At 56.8% G+C, this 14,564-nt stretch carries 10 protein-coding genes, 1 tRNA gene, 1 other RNA gene and 2 pseudogenes; 10 read left to right on the top strand and 4 right to left on the bottom strand.

Annotated features, from left to right (window positions below; all coding sequences use genetic code 11):
- Positions 1-45: 45 nt before the first annotated feature.
- Positions 46-405, bottom strand: a complete 360-nt coding sequence (locus ACZ1GM_RS11350; protein WP_472676552.1) for a hypothetical protein — start codon at positions 403-405, stop codon at positions 46-48.
- 259 nt (positions 406-664) lie between these two features.
- On the opposite strand from ACZ1GM_RS11350, the gene ffs reads away from it, so the two are divergent.
- The 5 genes and pseudogenes from ffs to ACZ1GM_RS11325 all read left to right on the top strand — a co-directional run bounded on the left by ffs (position 665) and on the right by ACZ1GM_RS11325 (position 6,347).
- An RNA gene (gene ffs, locus ACZ1GM_RS11345) (signal recognition particle sRNA small type) lies at positions 665-759 on the top strand.
- A gap of 169 nt (positions 760-928) precedes the next feature.
- Positions 929-2,867: pseudogene (locus ACZ1GM_RS11340) on the top strand (DNA polymerase III subunit gamma/tau).
- Positions 2,868-2,885: 18 nt separating this feature from the next.
- Complete coding sequence (locus ACZ1GM_RS11335; protein WP_472676551.1) at positions 2,886-3,227, top strand: YbaB/EbfC family nucleoid-associated protein; 342 nt, start codon at positions 2,886-2,888, stop codon at positions 3,225-3,227.
- A 156-nt stretch (positions 3,228-3,383) separates the two neighbouring features.
- A pseudogene (gene lon, locus ACZ1GM_RS11330) lies at positions 3,384-5,781 on the top strand (endopeptidase La).
- A 293-nt stretch (positions 5,782-6,074) separates the two neighbouring features.
- On the top strand, positions 6,075-6,347 hold the full coding sequence (locus ACZ1GM_RS11325; RefSeq protein ID WP_472676550.1) for an HU family DNA-binding protein: 273 nt from the start codon (positions 6,075-6,077) through the stop codon (positions 6,345-6,347).
- A gap of 108 nt (positions 6,348-6,455) precedes the next feature.
- On the opposite strand, the gene ACZ1GM_RS11320 is transcribed toward ACZ1GM_RS11325, so the two are convergent.
- Positions 6,456-7,319, bottom strand: coding sequence for a hypothetical protein (locus ACZ1GM_RS11320; RefSeq protein ID WP_472676549.1), 864 nt, complete (start codon positions 7,317-7,319; stop codon positions 6,456-6,458).
- A 12-nt stretch (positions 7,320-7,331) separates the two neighbouring features.
- Positions 7,332-8,126 (bottom strand): TrmH family RNA methyltransferase, encoded by a 795-nt coding sequence (locus ACZ1GM_RS11315; RefSeq protein ID WP_472676548.1) that lies wholly within the window; start codon positions 8,124-8,126, stop codon positions 7,332-7,334.
- Positions 8,127-8,270: 144 nt separating this feature from the next.
- On the opposite strand from ACZ1GM_RS11315, the gene ACZ1GM_RS11310 reads away from it, so the two are divergent.
- From ACZ1GM_RS11310 to ACZ1GM_RS11290, 5 genes are all read left to right on the top strand, one after another.
- Positions 8,271-8,356 (top strand) — tRNA-Tyr (locus ACZ1GM_RS11310).
- A gap of 324 nt (positions 8,357-8,680) precedes the next feature.
- The gene (locus ACZ1GM_RS11305) at positions 8,681-11,218 is read left to right on the top strand and encodes a TonB-dependent receptor (RefSeq protein WP_472676547.1); all 2,538 of its coding nucleotides are present in this window, start codon (positions 8,681-8,683) and stop codon (positions 11,216-11,218) included.
- Between the two features lie 117 nt (positions 11,219-11,335).
- Complete coding sequence (locus tag ACZ1GM_RS11300; RefSeq protein ID WP_472676546.1) at positions 11,336-12,475, top strand: beta-ketoacyl-ACP synthase III; 1,140 nt, start codon at positions 11,336-11,338, stop codon at positions 12,473-12,475.
- A 42-nt stretch (positions 12,476-12,517) separates the two neighbouring features.
- Complete coding sequence (locus tag ACZ1GM_RS11295; protein WP_472676545.1) at positions 12,518-13,270, top strand: phosphatidylserine decarboxylase; 753 nt, start codon at positions 12,518-12,520, stop codon at positions 13,268-13,270.
- Between the two features lie 13 nt (positions 13,271-13,283).
- Positions 13,284-14,123, top strand: coding sequence for a CDP-alcohol phosphatidyltransferase family protein (locus tag ACZ1GM_RS11290; protein WP_472676544.1), 840 nt, complete (start codon positions 13,284-13,286; stop codon positions 14,121-14,123).
- Here ACZ1GM_RS11290 and ACZ1GM_RS11285 read toward each other — a convergent pair.
- The gene (locus ACZ1GM_RS11285) at positions 14,101-14,331 is read right to left on the bottom strand and encodes a hypothetical protein (protein ID WP_472676543.1); all 231 of its coding nucleotides are present in this window, start codon (positions 14,329-14,331) and stop codon (positions 14,101-14,103) included. The two genes, ACZ1GM_RS11290 and ACZ1GM_RS11285, sit on opposite strands and share 23 nt — an antisense overlap.
- Positions 14,332-14,564 lie beyond the last annotated feature (233 nt).

The following is a 14,564-nucleotide window of genomic DNA, read 5'->3' as shown; positions in this document are numbered from 1 at the left end:
CGGATGGCATTCGGGTTGACCCCGCGTCGTAAGCAACCAAACGATTTAAATCGTTCCGTTCCCATTATCAGGGAGCGGGTTTGTGACGGTCACCCCTGGATTGGGGTTGGCGACCGCGCCTTGCCAGCGGGCATTCCCAGAAGAAACTGCCGCTTCACAATCCGCCGCATCGTGGCCGATATCCTCGACCAGATAGACCATCTCTACCGCATATGACCCGGTAAAGCGTATATCATCGCAAGATCCGTCATGTGCGAATTCCGACGTGTTATCGCCGTAATCTATCGAGGCTGGGTCGGCAGGTTCGTCGAAAAATGGGTTTAGGGTGATGCTGCCCTGATCATAGGCCGCGCGACAATCCGTCGCATCGCGTCCGATATTATCAGTGATCAGGCTTGCCGACATTCCCTCACCAACAAAACGTGCATCATCGCATTCACCGTCACCGCGCCATTCGCTGGTGTTCGCGCCGAAGTCCGGTCCGCTATCAGGTGTGTCTTGAGCCGCGAGTCGGTGCGATTGCAGTGCCGCTCAGTGAAAGAGCAGCGAGGACGGCCAGCGGCGTGTGTGGTTTCAAAATCGCACCTTTCAGATATTTCGATTTCGAGAGCGTAGGGTAGGGATCGCATCTTGCCAATCATTGTTCTGCTCTCCATATGGCGTCGCGGGAGTCGGGTGGACGTTTGCGTTCGCTCACCGGGTCAGGTCCGGAAGGAAGCAGCCCAGGTGAATTGCGACGGGTCGCTCGGCTCCTTTTTATCCCTATTTTGTATTACCTAGCCACCCGCTCCCTCCGCGCGTTCTCGTGTCCTTTCGCTTCGCTATTTGAGGACGGCCACCCGGAGCAATACCGGCTAACTCTTTAGTCGCCCCGATTTCTCTCGCTCACCTCATGACAAATGCGCCGCCAGCGCGTACCAATCGCTGCATGGGTGATTCACCGGAAAACACGGGTTCGCAAAACGCTGATGCACTGCCTTGGGAAGACGGGGGTGGTGACGCCGATGTCGCGGAAGAGCAGCCAACGGCGGCTGAATTGGAGGCGGCTGGCCAGAACTCCATGTTTGGCGATCCTGAGCCTGCACCAGCGCCGAGCGAGCAGAGAGAACCAGATACGGATGCGCTTGACCAAGCTGAGCCAGAGCAAGTCCAGGGCAGTTCCGAAACAACTCCAGAAACAGAAACGCCAGCTCCAGAAACGCCAGTAGTGAACGAGCAGGCATCACAGGGCAGCGCGGAGAGCCAGCCTTACCGCGTTCTTGCGCGCAAATATCGCCCGCAGACTTTTGCCGAGTTGATCGGGCAGGAGCCAATGGTGCGTACGCTTGCCAATGCGATTGAGCGGGACCGGCTGGCGCATGCCTTTTTGATGACCGGCGTTCGCGGGGTCGGTAAAACCTCGACCGCGCGCCTGATTGCAAAGGCACTCAATTGCATCGGTCCCGATGGACAGGGCGGGCCGACGATTGATCCGTGCGGACGATGTGAACCGTGTACTGCGATCGCTGAGGGTCGCCATATCGATGTGATCGAGATGGACGCCGCGAGCCATACCGGCGTTGATGATGTGCGGGAGATTATTGAGGCGGTGCGTTATGCGGCACGTGAGCGCGCGCTATAAAATATACATCATCGACGAAGTGCACATGCTGTCGCGCAATGCGTTCAACGCGTTGCTCAAGACGCTGGAAGAGCCGCCCGCGCATGTGAAATTCCTGTTCGCTACAACTGAGGTTGAGAAGCTGCCCGTGACCGTGCTCAGCCGGACGCAGCGTTTCGACTTGCGGCGGATACCGGCGGAATTGCTGCGCGATCACTTTGGCAAGATTTGCGGGCTTGAGGGCGTTGAGGCCGAGGACGAGGCACTGCATATCATCGCGAACGCCGCTGAGGGTTCGGTCCGTGATGGTCTGTCGATCCTGGATCAGGCGATTGCGCACGCGGATCTGGACGGAGAGGGTAGAGTCGCCGCCGCGCGCGTCCGCGATATGCTCGGCCTGGCTGATAAAGGCGCACAGCGGGCCTTGCTGGGGCACTTGCTGGAGGGTGATGCGAAGGCGCTCTTGGCGGGCCTAGATGATCAATATGCGCTGGGTGTCGAACCGCTCGCGGTGATGCGGGCGCTGATGGATCTGGTGCACCGTATCACAGTCGCGCAGGTTGGACAGCAAGAGGCCGATGCGCCCAGCGCAGAGGAACGCGAGCAGCTGACCGATTGGGCCAAGCGTTTGTCGCCGCCGCAACTCCATCGCCTCTGGCAATTGCTGCTGAAGGGGCATGAGGAAGTGCGACTGGCACCCGATCCGCTGGTATCCGCGCGGATGGCGTTGCTGAGGGTTATGCATGCGCATGACCTGCCCGACCCCGGCGGTTTGGTGAAGAAGCTTGAGCAACTGACATCACAAGCGCCCGCTCCATCCGCGGGCGCTGCGGAGGGCGGCGGCGGCACGCCGACCGTGCAGTCTGTTGCTGCTATCGGCTGGCCCGAATTGGTGGAGCGCGTTGAGCAGGGCGGAAATCATCTGGCCGCAAGCATCATGAAATTGCAGGTCCGCCCGATTGCGATTGAACCGGGCAAATTGCGCTATACCCGCGCCGCTAAGTATCGCGACGATGTCGCCGCGTTGATGCGTGATGCCTTGTTGGCCGCGACGGGTGAGCGGTGGGTATTGGAAGAAGCGCCCGAAAGCGAAGGCGGCGCTATTCAATCTCTTGCGGAACACGATGACGCTGCACGCGCTGATGCAGAGGCGGCCATGCGCGAACACCCAATGGTGAAAGCTGCTTTGACAGCGTTCCCCGATGCCGAGATCTTAGATGCGAAGGAAGTTGCGGACCTCCATCCTCCAAAGCGTAGGTCGGCCTAAAATACTGGAGATAGAAACATGAAATCCATGGAAGAAATGATGCAGGCGGCGCAGCAGGCCGCCGAGACCATCCAGAACCAGATGAACGATATGCAGACCAAGCTCGATTCTATCGAGGTTGAGGGTCAGGCTGGCGGCGGCCTTGTCAAGGTCAAGGCAACTGCCAAAGGGCGCATTCTGGGCGTGACCATTGATGAGAGCCTGATGAAACCGGAAGAAAAGCATATGGTTGAGGATCTGGTGACTGCAGCCTTTAACGACACGCGCGACAAGGCGGACCGGGTTTCAAGCGAGCAAATGCAGGAAATGCAGAGCGGCATGGGCTTGCCACCTGGCTTCAATCTGCCGGGCATGGGATAAACCGCCCCGAGGATCATGCGATCCATGGCTAGTCCACAGCCGGTTCGAGACTCCCATTGCAGCTTGGCGATGGGCTTCCCATATCTTGGCACAACACAGGCGCGCGATGAAGTCGCAATCTCATAAAGAAGCGCGCAGATATGGATTTTTGATAGTATGAGCACCTCTTTCCCACTTCTCCCTCTGCGCGACATCGTCGTGTTTCCCGGCATGGTCGTTCCGCTGTTTGTCGGGCGGGACAAGTCGGTCGCCGCGCTGGAAGCATCAATGCAGGGCGATAAGGATATCTTCCTGCTGTCGCAGCTTGATCCAGGCTGCGATGATCCGGTGCGCGATGACCTTTATGATATGGGCGTCGTTGCGCAGGTACTGCAAATGCTCAAACTGCCGGATGGCACCGTGCGCGTGCTGGTCGAGGGCACGGCGAGGGCGATGCTAACCGGCTTGAGAGACGAAGCTGATCACGTCATCGCAGACGTTACTTTTTCTGAGCCGGTGACGGCATCGGGCAGCGAAGTGTCCGCCATGATGCGGCAGGTTGTCGAACAGTTCGGCGACTATGCGAAACTCAACAAGAAGCTGGGCGATGAAGCTGCCGAGGAACTTGGCGAAATCGATGATGCTGGCGAATTGGCTGATACGATTGCCGCCGCGATTGGCGCTAAGGTTTCTGACAAGCAGACATTGCTGGCCGAAGCTGATCCGCTGAAGCGCCTCGAAATGGTCATGTCTTTCATGGAGGGCGAGCTCTCTGTCCTTCAGGTAGAGCGGAAAATCCGCGACCGCGTGAAGCGCCAGATGGAAAAAACGCAGCGCGAATATTACCTCAACGAGCAGCTCAAAGCGATCCAGAACGAGCTGGGCGATGGCGATGAGGATGGCGTTAACGAGATTGCCGAGCTGACCGAGAAGATCGGCAAGACCAAGCTGTCTAAAGAGGCGAAGGCGAAGGCAGAAAGCGAGCTGAAAAAGCTCAAGGCCATGCAGCCGATGAGCGCTGAGGCGACCGTCATTCGCAATTATCTGGACGTGTTGCTCGGCCTGCCATGGGGCAAAAAGAGCAAGGTCAAGAAAGACATTACCAAAGCTCAGGAGATCCTTGATGCGGATCACTATGGCCTTGAGAAGGTCAAGGATCGCATCATTGAATATCTCGCTGTGCAGGCGCGCACGAACAAGCTGAAGGGCCCGATCCTGTGCCTCGTCGGCCCTCCGGGTGTGGGTAAGACCTCGCTCGGCAAATCGATTGCGAAGGCTACCGGCCGGCAGTTTGTACGGCAGTCGCTTGGCGGCGTGCGCGACGAAGCGGAGATTCGCGGCCATAGGCGGACGTATATTGGCTCACTTCCCGGCAAGATCGTCACCAATCTGAAAAAGGCTGGCAAGTCCAACCCGCTCTTCCTGCTCGATGAGATCGACAAGCTCGGTCAGGATTTCCGCGGCGATCCGGCATCTGCGTTGCTTGAGGTCTTGGATCCCGAACAGAACAGCAAGTTTCAGGATCACTATCTCGAACTCGATCTGGATCTGTCCGACATCATGTTCGTGACGACCGCGAACAGTCTGAACCTGCCTCAACCACTGCTGGACCGGATGGAGATCATTCGGCTTGAGGGGTATACCGAGGATGAAAAGGTCGAGATTGCGACGCGTCACTTGCTGCCCAAGCAGGTGAAGGATCACGGGCTTAAGCCCGAAGAATTTGAGCTAACCGAAGAGGGCCTGCGTGACCTGATCCGGTACTACACGCGGGAGGCCGGTGTGCGGACTCTGGAGCGTGAGTTGGCGAGACTGGCTCGGAAAAGCCTGCGCAAAATTCTGGAAGGCGAGACTGAAAGCGTGACGATCACGCCCGACAACCTCTCTGACTTTGCTGGTGTGCGCAAATTTAAGCACGGTATGAGCGAAGATGACGCACAGATCGGTGCCGTGACTGGCCTCGCCTGGACCGAGGTGGGCGGCGAGCTGCTCACTATCGAAAGCGTGACCACCCCGGGCAAGGGTGAAATCAAAACGACGGGTAAGCTTGGCGAAGTGATGACAGAGTCTGTCGCCGCAGCCTTTAGTTTCGTGAAAGCGCGCGCGCCCGAATATGGCATCAAACCGAGCATCTTCCAGCGCAAGAATATTCACATCCACTTGCCCGAAGGCGCGGTGCCGAAAGATGGCCCAAGTGCGGGTGTCGGCATGGTGACATCGATCGTGTCGACGCTGAGCGGAGTGCCAGTGCGACCTGATGTGGCGATGACTGGCGAGGTAACCTTGCGCGTACCGGGTGCTGGCGATTGGCGGTTTGAAAGAGAAGCTGCTTGCGGCATTGCGCGGCGGCATCAAGACGGTTCTGATCCCGGAAGAGAATGTGAAAGATCTCGCCGAGATTCCAGCCAACGTCAAAGAGGGGCTGGAGATCATTCCTGTCGCTCATGTTGATGCGGTGCTCGAACAGGCGCTCACGGCGGAGCTTGAGCCGATTGAGTGGAGCGAGGCCGACGATCTGGCTAGCCAGCCGGGAAATCTCGGCGGGCCAACACCATCATCAACGACTGCACACTGATCGTAGCGCGCGGTTCTGATCGCGCGTTGCTGCACCGCAGCGAATCGACCTTAGCTTGCTTTCGTGTGTTTGCCCGCTAAGGCACCGTTTCCGCTACGTTCTCGATGAATTGGCTGATAATTTACAATGATTTCCCGCGATGGAGCAGATTTTGCGCCAAATTGGGCGTTTCTGCGCGGATTTGCCTTTGACAGACATGGCCCTTTTTCGCCATTCTGCGCGCTTTAACGGAGGCCATCCTTGGAGGCTTGGGATGGTTAATAAAAAAACCGACCGATGGGGGTTCCCGAAATATGAATAAGAATGAACTGATCAATGCCGTCGCTGACGCCAGCGGCCTTTCCAAAGGTGATGCGTCTAGCGCAGTCGAGGGTGTATTCGACTCGATCACCACAGCTTTGTCGAAAGGTGATGATGTACGATTAGTTGGTTTTGGAACCTTCTCTGTGGCACGCCGCAAGGCATCCACTGGCCGTAACCCGCGTACTGGCGAGCCGATGACGATCAAGGCATCGAACCAGCCGAAGTTCAAGGCCGGTAAAGGTCTGAAAGACGCCGTAAACTAATTGGCCTCTTCATGCCGCCTGACACGGGCGTGCAATGAAAAAGCCGCGCTAAGCACTGAGCTTGGCGCGGCTTTTCATTTGTCAGCGCATCTGCCTGCCGACGCGTTTCTATTCAAACCCGATCAGGGCAGTGGGTGCCACCTTGTTCCGAGGCGAAATTTCCCAAGTGAGAACTTCGCGGCGCCCCTCCTTCGTGGGGCCCTCATCCGTGTTATTGGCCAGGATGCGTCCATTGGTGACAATCCGGAATGTGCCCTCTGGCGCGGTAAGGTCGAGCTCTTCGCCCTTTTCAGCCGCACCGGCCAGCATCAGTGCCGACATTCCCATGCCTCCGGTTAGCATGGCCGTTGCCGGATCGGAACCATCCTGAGCGCCCGCCAGACCGGGCGCTTCAACTCTTACCTGATTGCCGTCTCGCAAGATCGCCGTGACGAAGGGGCCGGGCAGATGAAGCCGTTCAATAACCGGAAAAACAAAGTCGGTTGTAAGTGTGCCCGATACATTGAATTCGACATCGAACAGCCCGTTGCCTTTATATTCCACCTTGTCCCAGTGGCGCTGGCGTTGCAGTTTTTCCGCAAAGTCCGCGACCGCCTCTGGGTCTGACGGATCAATGCCCCCGAGCACCGCTTTCATCTGTTCGATTTCGCGCTGCTTTCGCTGAGCCGAGGCAGCCTGAATGTCTTCCCACTCCTTCTTCTGCTCAGCTACTTCCTCTTCCGTGCATTCACGGTCTTCGTAAGTCTTTTCATCATAGCAGGAGGGTTCCGGTGGCTTGCTGCCCTTCATCGCCTCTGCCTGGGCCAGGTCTGTAAGAGCCAGCATCTGGATTTCGCCAACATAGGAAAAGGCAAACTGATTGTCGTCGAGAAGCTGTAGCTCGCTGGTGAACTTGCCCGGAGACAACAGGCATCCGGTCAAAAGAAACGGCGCGAGATAAGTTAACAGCCACTTTGGCATGGTGTTTGACATGATGTTTCCTGTTTACGATTGGCGCGTGGCAACCGCGTATAAAGCGATCGCCCCAGCATTGGATACGTTTAGACTTTCGATTGCGTCGCTTATCGGCAGTTTGGCGAGAGCATCACAATGTGTTTCAATGTTGTGGCGCATGCCGGGGCCTTCTGCCCCCAGAATCAGCGCCACTGGCCCGGCTGGTAGCGCGTCGGCCAAATCGGCGTCCGCGTGTCCGGCCAATCCGATCCGCCAATATCCGGCTTCGGCAATTTCTTCCAAGGCGCGCGCGAGATTGACGACCCGAACCCATGGCACAACTTCGAGTGCTCCGGATGCAGACTTGCCCAAAACGCCGCCTTCTGGTGGGGAATGCCGGTCTTGTGTTACAATTGCTGCGGCATCGAAGGCCGCCGCAGAGCGCAGGATTGCGCCCACATTGTGCGGGTCGGTGACTTGATCGAGCACCAGAATTGGTCGGTTCGCATCGCTATCAAGTATGTCACCCAGAAAAACGTCTTCCAACTGAGCGCATTCGAGCACCAGACCCTGATGAGGGGCATCTTTGGCAACGAGGCGGGCAAGATCGGTCACGTCGGCATATTCGACCGGGAAATCGGGTGGCAACTCACCATCGAGCGTTTCGATACCATCGCGGGTCGCCCACAGCTTACGATGTTGGCGGGTGGGGTTTTTTAGCGCCGCCTCAACCGCGTGCCGGCCCCATAGCCGCACATTTCCAGAGCCGGCACGTCCGCTGCCCCGGCCACCCTTCATGCGCCCCGCGCGCCCGCGAAGCGGTTTCTTGCGCTCTGATTTAGCCATGAATTCCCTTATCTCGCATCACTCGCTGGCCCTCCTGCCAGCACGGCCATTGACAGGCAAGCGTGGCTTCGCCAAAGGGGCGCGTCTCGGCAAAAGAGCTGGCCTTATTGGCTATTCTCAATGCACTATGCAGCAAGGCAAAGTGGACAGGTGGCCGAGTGGTTAAAGGCAGCAGACTGTAAATCTGCCCGCGTGAGCGTACATAGGTTCGAATCCTATCCTGTCCACCACTTGCAATAATCTCTGACAAACTGGTGTATCTGATCGCGTAAGCGAGCAGAGTCTTGGGCGGATTCGAAGCGCAGCGGAGGCGACGCCAAGGGCGACAATCCAGCCCTGTCCAACACGTGCTTCTGAACGTTAAACTCAGGTCCAGCCCGCAAGATTGCATGATTTCAAACTGTGCCAATTTGGCAACATAATATTTCGCGCTGGGGACTGTGGCTCTGTAAGTATTGCGGTTTTCGCGAACTGCGTGCCATATTTTGATCTGGAGAGAGTGAGACACGACAAACAAAAAGTTTGCGGTCCACTCTTTTGGAGAGAGAGGACATATGAAGAAACTGCTTTTGGGTACCAGTACCCTTGCATTCGCATTGGCAAATTCAACCGTCGCTTTTGCGCAAGATAGCAATCCACAGGACGAAGCCACGCCCGACGCCGATGATGGCGTTATTATCGTTACAGCGACGCGGCGCGCGGAAAATGTACAGGACATCCCAATTGCGGTTACCGCTGTTACGCCTGAACAGCTTGATAAGCAGGGCGTTGATAACGTCGCTGAAATAACACAGGTTTCGCCCAGCTTTTCGACATCGAATGCGCAAATCGCATCGGGGTCTGTCGTTCTGCGGATTCGCGGTGTTGGCACGACTTCCAACAACATTGGGTTTGAGAGCGCTGTCGGCATCTTTATTGATGGCGCATATCAGTCGCGGCCTGGTGTCGCGCTTAGCGAGTTTGTCGACATTGAGCGTGTTGAGGTCCTGCGCGGCCCGCAAGGCACGCTGTTTGGCCGTAACACGTCGGCTGGTGCGTTGAACATCACAACCCGTTCGCCGGACCTCAATGAATTCAGCGGATTTGCAAATGCCACGTATGGCAATTTCAACCTCGTCAATGTTCAGGGTGCGATCAACGCACCATTGGTCGAAGACACGTTGGCGCTGCGTCTGACCGGGGCTTATCGCAATCGCGATGGCTATGTTGATGTGGTTGATGCAAGCGGCACCAAGATTGGCGAATCCAACTCCATCGATCAGTTTCTCGTCCGCGGTCAGCTCGGTTATGAGAGTGAAGGCGGCCTGAGCGTCCGCTTGATCGGTGACTACACGGAAAGTGAAAACCAATGCTGCGCGGCTGTAGAACTGCTTGCAGATAGCGGTCTCGAAGGTACTTTGGCCGCACTCGGCGGCGGAGCACGCGGCGGTATGGCTGCGCCGGTAGTGGCGACAAATGAGTTTGATCAGCAAACAGCTGAGACTGCGCTGTCCAACAGGATCGCCACGGCAAACCGCGTTCCGCTCGCAAGTGTTGAGCAATGGGGTGTCACTGGCGAGATTGAATTCCCGATCAGCGACAATGCCGATCTGATTTTTATCGGTTCCTACCGCGACTTCAGCTCGTCTGAGAATTACGATTCGGACTTCTCAGGCCTCGATGTGTTCGATGTTGATCGTCTTGATACGGACATTCAGACTTTGACCGCTGAGCTGCGTTTGCAAGGTGAGGCCCTGGACGGGCGCCTTAGCTGGCTCGTCGGTGGCTACTACTCTGACGAGGACATCGATGCATCGATCGATTTTGCGCTTGGTGCCGATTACGATCTGCTGATCGGCGGCTTGTTTGGCGGGCTACTTGGCCCCGCGCCACTCACATTGTTGACCGACTTGATCAATGATCCTGCTACACCTGGCAACGGGGTCAGCCCGGCAGGTACGACCGCGACCAATGTGTATGCGCAGAGCAGCGAAAGCTGGTCGATCTTTACGCACAATACCTTCGACATCACGGATTCTTTGAGCTTCACGCTTGGTCTGCGGTACTCGGATGAGAGCAAGACCGGTGGTTTCACGCAGACGGCGAGCAACAACCCAACCTGCCTCACTCTGCTTGGCGGGACGGCGACGATTGCCGCAACCGTTGGGCCGGGTCTGGTCGGAAACGTGCTCGGCACCGGGTGCTTTGCGTTTACCGCACCGGCCATCGGAACGGATGCAATTGCATTTCCGCTGCCGCGTCCATTCGAGGTGCCATTCTCGGATAATGAGCTGATCTACACTGCTAAGCTCGCCTATGAGTTTGATGCGCCGATCACTGCCTATGCCAGCTTCACGCACGGCTATAAGTCCGGTGGTATCAACCTCGACATCACGGCGAATTCAGGCGGTGCTGATCCGACCTTCCTGTCAGAGGAAGTTGATGCTTATGAACTCGGCCTCAAAGCGCAGTTCCTGGATGATGCAGTGACATTCAACCTGGCCGTGTTCCACGAGGAGTTCAGCAACTTTCAGGTTCTCGAATTCACTGGAGCACAGTTCACCACGTTCAACGTGGCGAGCGCCAAGAGTACCGGTGTCGAGATTGAATCGCTCATTCGTCCGAGCGATGAGCTGACATTCAATCTGGGCTTCACATACACCGATGCACGTTACCCGGGCGATTGCGCGGGTGATCTGCAATCGCCAAACGTGCTGGCGCTGTGCGGTAATTCGCTGACCAATGCGCCGCAAATCGTGGCCATTGCCGGTGCGAACTACGAGAAGGATCTGGGCGACTATCTGACCGGGTTCCTATCGGCTCAGGTTCGTACTGAAAGCGATCGTCGTACATCAACGCAGGCGGTCAACCCGGCTGACCTTGCATCGATGGTGCTGGTTCCATTCGATGTTCAGGACGGCAATACAAAGGTGAACGTCCGTGCCGGCATCGGATCTCAGGACGATCTGTGGACTATTGAAGCATGGGCTACCAACCTGACCAATGAGGTAACGCGCGGTGTGACGTTTAATACTGTGCTTCGCGGCGGTTCTCGCTCTGCCTTTGCGCAAGAGCCACGCACTTACGGCCTGACGGCACGTACCAAGTTCTAATCTCCTCGTATGATTAGATGAAGGGGGCCGCCAGCTGCGTACTGGTGGCCCTTTTTCTTGCCCGGTTTTCCAATGCTGGTGCTTGCCCACGGTATCTCGCAGGCCTAATTGATCACTATGGAACGCACAGGCACCCCCGTCATTTCCTCGACCGGATTGTTCACCCCGGCTGAGAGTATCACCAATGAAGAGCTGGTCGACAGCTTCAACCGATTTGTAGAGCTGCATAATTCGCGCAATGCCGATGCGATCGCGTCGGGCGAAGTCGAGCCACTGCAGCCAAGCTCAGTCGAATTCATTGAAAAGGCCAGCGGCATCAAGGCGCGTCACGTGATGGCCAAGACGCCGGTGCTCGACCCAGAGATTATGGCCCCGCAATGGGAAGAGCGTGGCGATGATGAATTGTCGCTGATGGCAGAGATCGGTGTGGCCGCATGTCGGCAGGCGTTAGAGGCCGCTGGACGTGATGCGAGCGACGTTGATGCTGTGCTTTGCGCGGCGTCCAATATGGAGCGGCCCTATCCCGCCATGGCGGTCGAAATTCAGCAGGCGCTGGGGATTGATGGATTTGGTTTTGATATGAATGTCGCGTGCTCCTCCGCGACATTCGGTATTCAGACCGCGGCAGACTATATTCGCGCAGGCAATGCGAAAAGCGTGCTTGTTGTCAGCCCCGAGATTACCAGCGGACACCTCAATTGGCGTGACCGCGACAGCCACTTTATCTTTGGTGATGTGGCAACGGCGGTTTTGGTTGAAGATGCGTCGATCGCACCTGAGCAACACTGGGAAATTCTGGGCACACGGCTGAAAACCGTATTCTCCAACAATATCCGCAACAATTTTGGCTTCCTCAATCGCGCCTCTCCAGAGACTGAGGGCACAGCGGACAAACTGTTTGTTCAGGAAGGCCGCAAGGTTTTCAAGGAAGTCGTACCCATGGTCGCACAGATGATCCTGGAAGAGGCTGAGCGTTTGTCCGTAGATCCCACTACCCTGCGCCGTATGTGGCTGCATCAGGCAAATGCGGGCATGAACCGTCTGATTGCGCACAAGGTTTTGGGGCACGAGGCGAATGAGGATGAGAGCCCGACGGTGCTCGACACCTATGGCAACACCTCAAGTGCAGGGTCGATCATTGCCTTTCACTTGCACAGCAAAGATCTGACGGGCGGGGATACTGGCCTGATTTGCAGCTTCGGCGCAGGATATTCCGCAGGCACTGTTTTTGTGCGTAAGGCGCCCTGGACAAAGTGAGTGATGCTTGCGGGGAGGCGGGCATATACCTAAGTGAGCGCCATGGCAGGTGAACTTTTAGACAATAAGGGATCAGGCGATGTCGCCTGGTCTTGGCCCGCAATCCATCCCGAGGGGCGCAAGTTCGGCCTCATAACGGTTGGTATAGCGCTGGTTTTTCTGATCGCTTTTGGATGGGAGCTGGTCGGATATCCATTGCTGGCATTGTCAGTTGGTGTGTTTGCGTTTTTCCGAGATCCAGAGCGCGTTGTGCCCCATGATGAGCGTGCAATTGTCGCGCCCGCCGATGGGTTGGTCACGCTGATAACGCAGGTTGAGCCGCCCGAAGAGCTGCGCATTGATGACGGCAGCGCGGAGATTGGTCTGCCAGATGGACCGGTCACCCGCATTTCGATCTTCATGAGTGTGTTCGACGTGCATATTAACCGCGCGCCGATTGCCGGCGTGATCCGCCGCCTGATCTATATTCCGGGCAAGTTCCTGGATGCGGGTCTGGATAAGGCGAGCGAAGAGAATGAGCGGCAGCATATTCTGATCGAGCGGGCAGACGGAACAAAGATCGGCTTTACACAGATCGCTGGTCTTATTGCGCGCCGGATCATCCCCTTTGTAAAGACGGGTGACACGGTTGGGACGGGGCAGCGGGTTGGCCTCATCCGGTTTGGCAGCCGGGTCGACGTATATTTGCCTGCGGGAACGGACGCCAAGGTGTTGATGGGACAACGGATCGTTGCTGGTGAAACTGTCCTTGCCGAAATCGGGGCGCAGAAACTGATAGAGGGTGTTGTCCAGTGAACGAGTGCACCCATTGAGCGCTAATACGCCCGGCGGTCCCGACGATATTGATCGCCCCAGAGTGGGCCCGAAGGCTGCTGAGGATGAAGCATTTGATACCTCAACAGCTAAGCGTCCGCGCGCGCTGACACTGCGCGCCTTCATTCCCAATGCCATCACCGCAGCGGCATTGTGTGCTGGATTGACGGGAATACGATTTGCGATTTCCGGCGATTGGGGGGCGGCTGTATTGGCTGTGGTGATTGCGGGCGTTCTCGATGGGTTTGACGGCCGGATCGCGCGCTTGCTCAATGCACAATCCCGGTTTGGGGCTGAGCTTGATAGTCTTGCGGACTCGCTATCTTTCGGCACGGCACCGGCAGTGATCGTGTACCTTTGGGCGCTGGCGGATACGCCGCGCTTTGGGTGGTTTGCAGCACTGGCATTTGCCATTTGTTGTGCATTGCGACTGGCGCGCTTCAATGCCCAGATTGATGTTGATGAGCAGCCGCATAAATCCGCAGGTTTTCTGACAGGTATTCCCGCGCCTGTTGCAGCTGGCCTATCATTCCTGCCGATTTATCTCTGGATAGAGACAGGTGAAGAGCTTCTTCGGGAACCGCTGTTGGTTGGCTTGTGGCTTGGTCTCATCGCGGTGCTGATGATTTCGAATATCGCAACGCTTAGCTGGGGGGCTTTACGACCAAGGCGCGGGATCAGGCTGGAGCTGATAGCAATTATCGGCGTGGTCTTTGGCGGCGGGCTCTTAATGGAGCCATGGTGGACGCTAGTTGTGATCAGCGTCGGCTACTTCGCGCTCATACCATATGGGTTGCTACGCTACGCGAAGATCAAGCGGCAACGCGCCGCTTAGCTCCGTCGCTCTCAGGGCGACCTCCTGCGCGATACGGTGCCGCATAGGCACGGGCGCGTGGCATATTGGTGTATTCTACAGAGTTGCGCAACTGCCGTTGAAGCTGACCAAGCGCAGACAACCAACGCAGACCGCTGTCAGCAATAACCGCAATACTGGCCACGGCGATCAGGGTGAGCAGAGCTGTGATCATCAGGGCGAACATCATTTCATCTTCCAATTCTTGCTGTCGACAAGCCTGTTGGCAGGCTGTGGATCTTTAGGTATAATCACCTAAGCATTCGGGTTTGTTCCCGGAATGGTTACAGTGTTCTTGTTTTGTTCCGCCCTGTCAAGCGGAATCGGACGTAATTTCTCCATTTTTCGCATAATTTCTTGCTGGCTTTTGTCAGCTATGCTCGCTAATGGCGCGCGGTCCACGAGAGGTATCGGCGTTTCAGC

The organism is Qipengyuania sp. JB2-7 (assembly GCF_055693485.1).
The sequence above is the reverse complement of the archived record's forward strand: the minus strand, read 5'-3'. Positions and strand labels throughout refer to the sequence as shown.

What these genes read in the sequence shown, in the direction of transcription:
- ACZ1GM_RS11350 (WP_472676552.1), bottom strand. Translation starts at nt 405, where the DNA reads ATGTCGGCAAGCCTGATCACTGATAATATCGGACGCGATGCGACGGAT.
- ACZ1GM_RS11305 (WP_472676547.1), top strand. Translation starts at nt 8,681, where the DNA reads ATGAAGAAACTGCTTTTGGGTACCAGTACCCTTGCATTCGCATTGGCA.
- ACZ1GM_RS11300 (WP_472676546.1), top strand. Translation starts at nt 11,336, where the DNA reads ATGGAACGCACAGGCACCCCCGTCATTTCCTCGACCGGATTGTTCACC.
- ACZ1GM_RS11295 (WP_472676545.1), top strand. Translation starts at nt 12,518, where the DNA reads ATGGCAGGTGAACTTTTAGACAATAAGGGATCAGGCGATGTCGCCTGG.
- ACZ1GM_RS11315 (WP_472676548.1), bottom strand. Translation starts at nt 8,126, where the DNA reads ATGGCTAAATCAGAGCGCAAGAAACCGCTTCGCGGGCGCGCGGGGCGC.
- ACZ1GM_RS11325 (WP_472676550.1), top strand. Translation starts at nt 6,075, where the DNA reads ATGAATAAGAATGAACTGATCAATGCCGTCGCTGACGCCAGCGGCCTT.
- ACZ1GM_RS11285 (WP_472676543.1), bottom strand. Translation starts at nt 14,331, where the DNA reads ATGATGTTCGCCCTGATGATCACAGCTCTGCTCACCCTGATCGCCGTG.
- ACZ1GM_RS11335 (WP_472676551.1), top strand. Translation starts at nt 2,886, where the DNA reads ATGAAATCCATGGAAGAAATGATGCAGGCGGCGCAGCAGGCCGCCGAG.
- ACZ1GM_RS11320 (WP_472676549.1), bottom strand. Translation starts at nt 7,319, where the DNA reads ATGTCAAACACCATGCCAAAGTGGCTGTTAACTTATCTCGCGCCGTTT.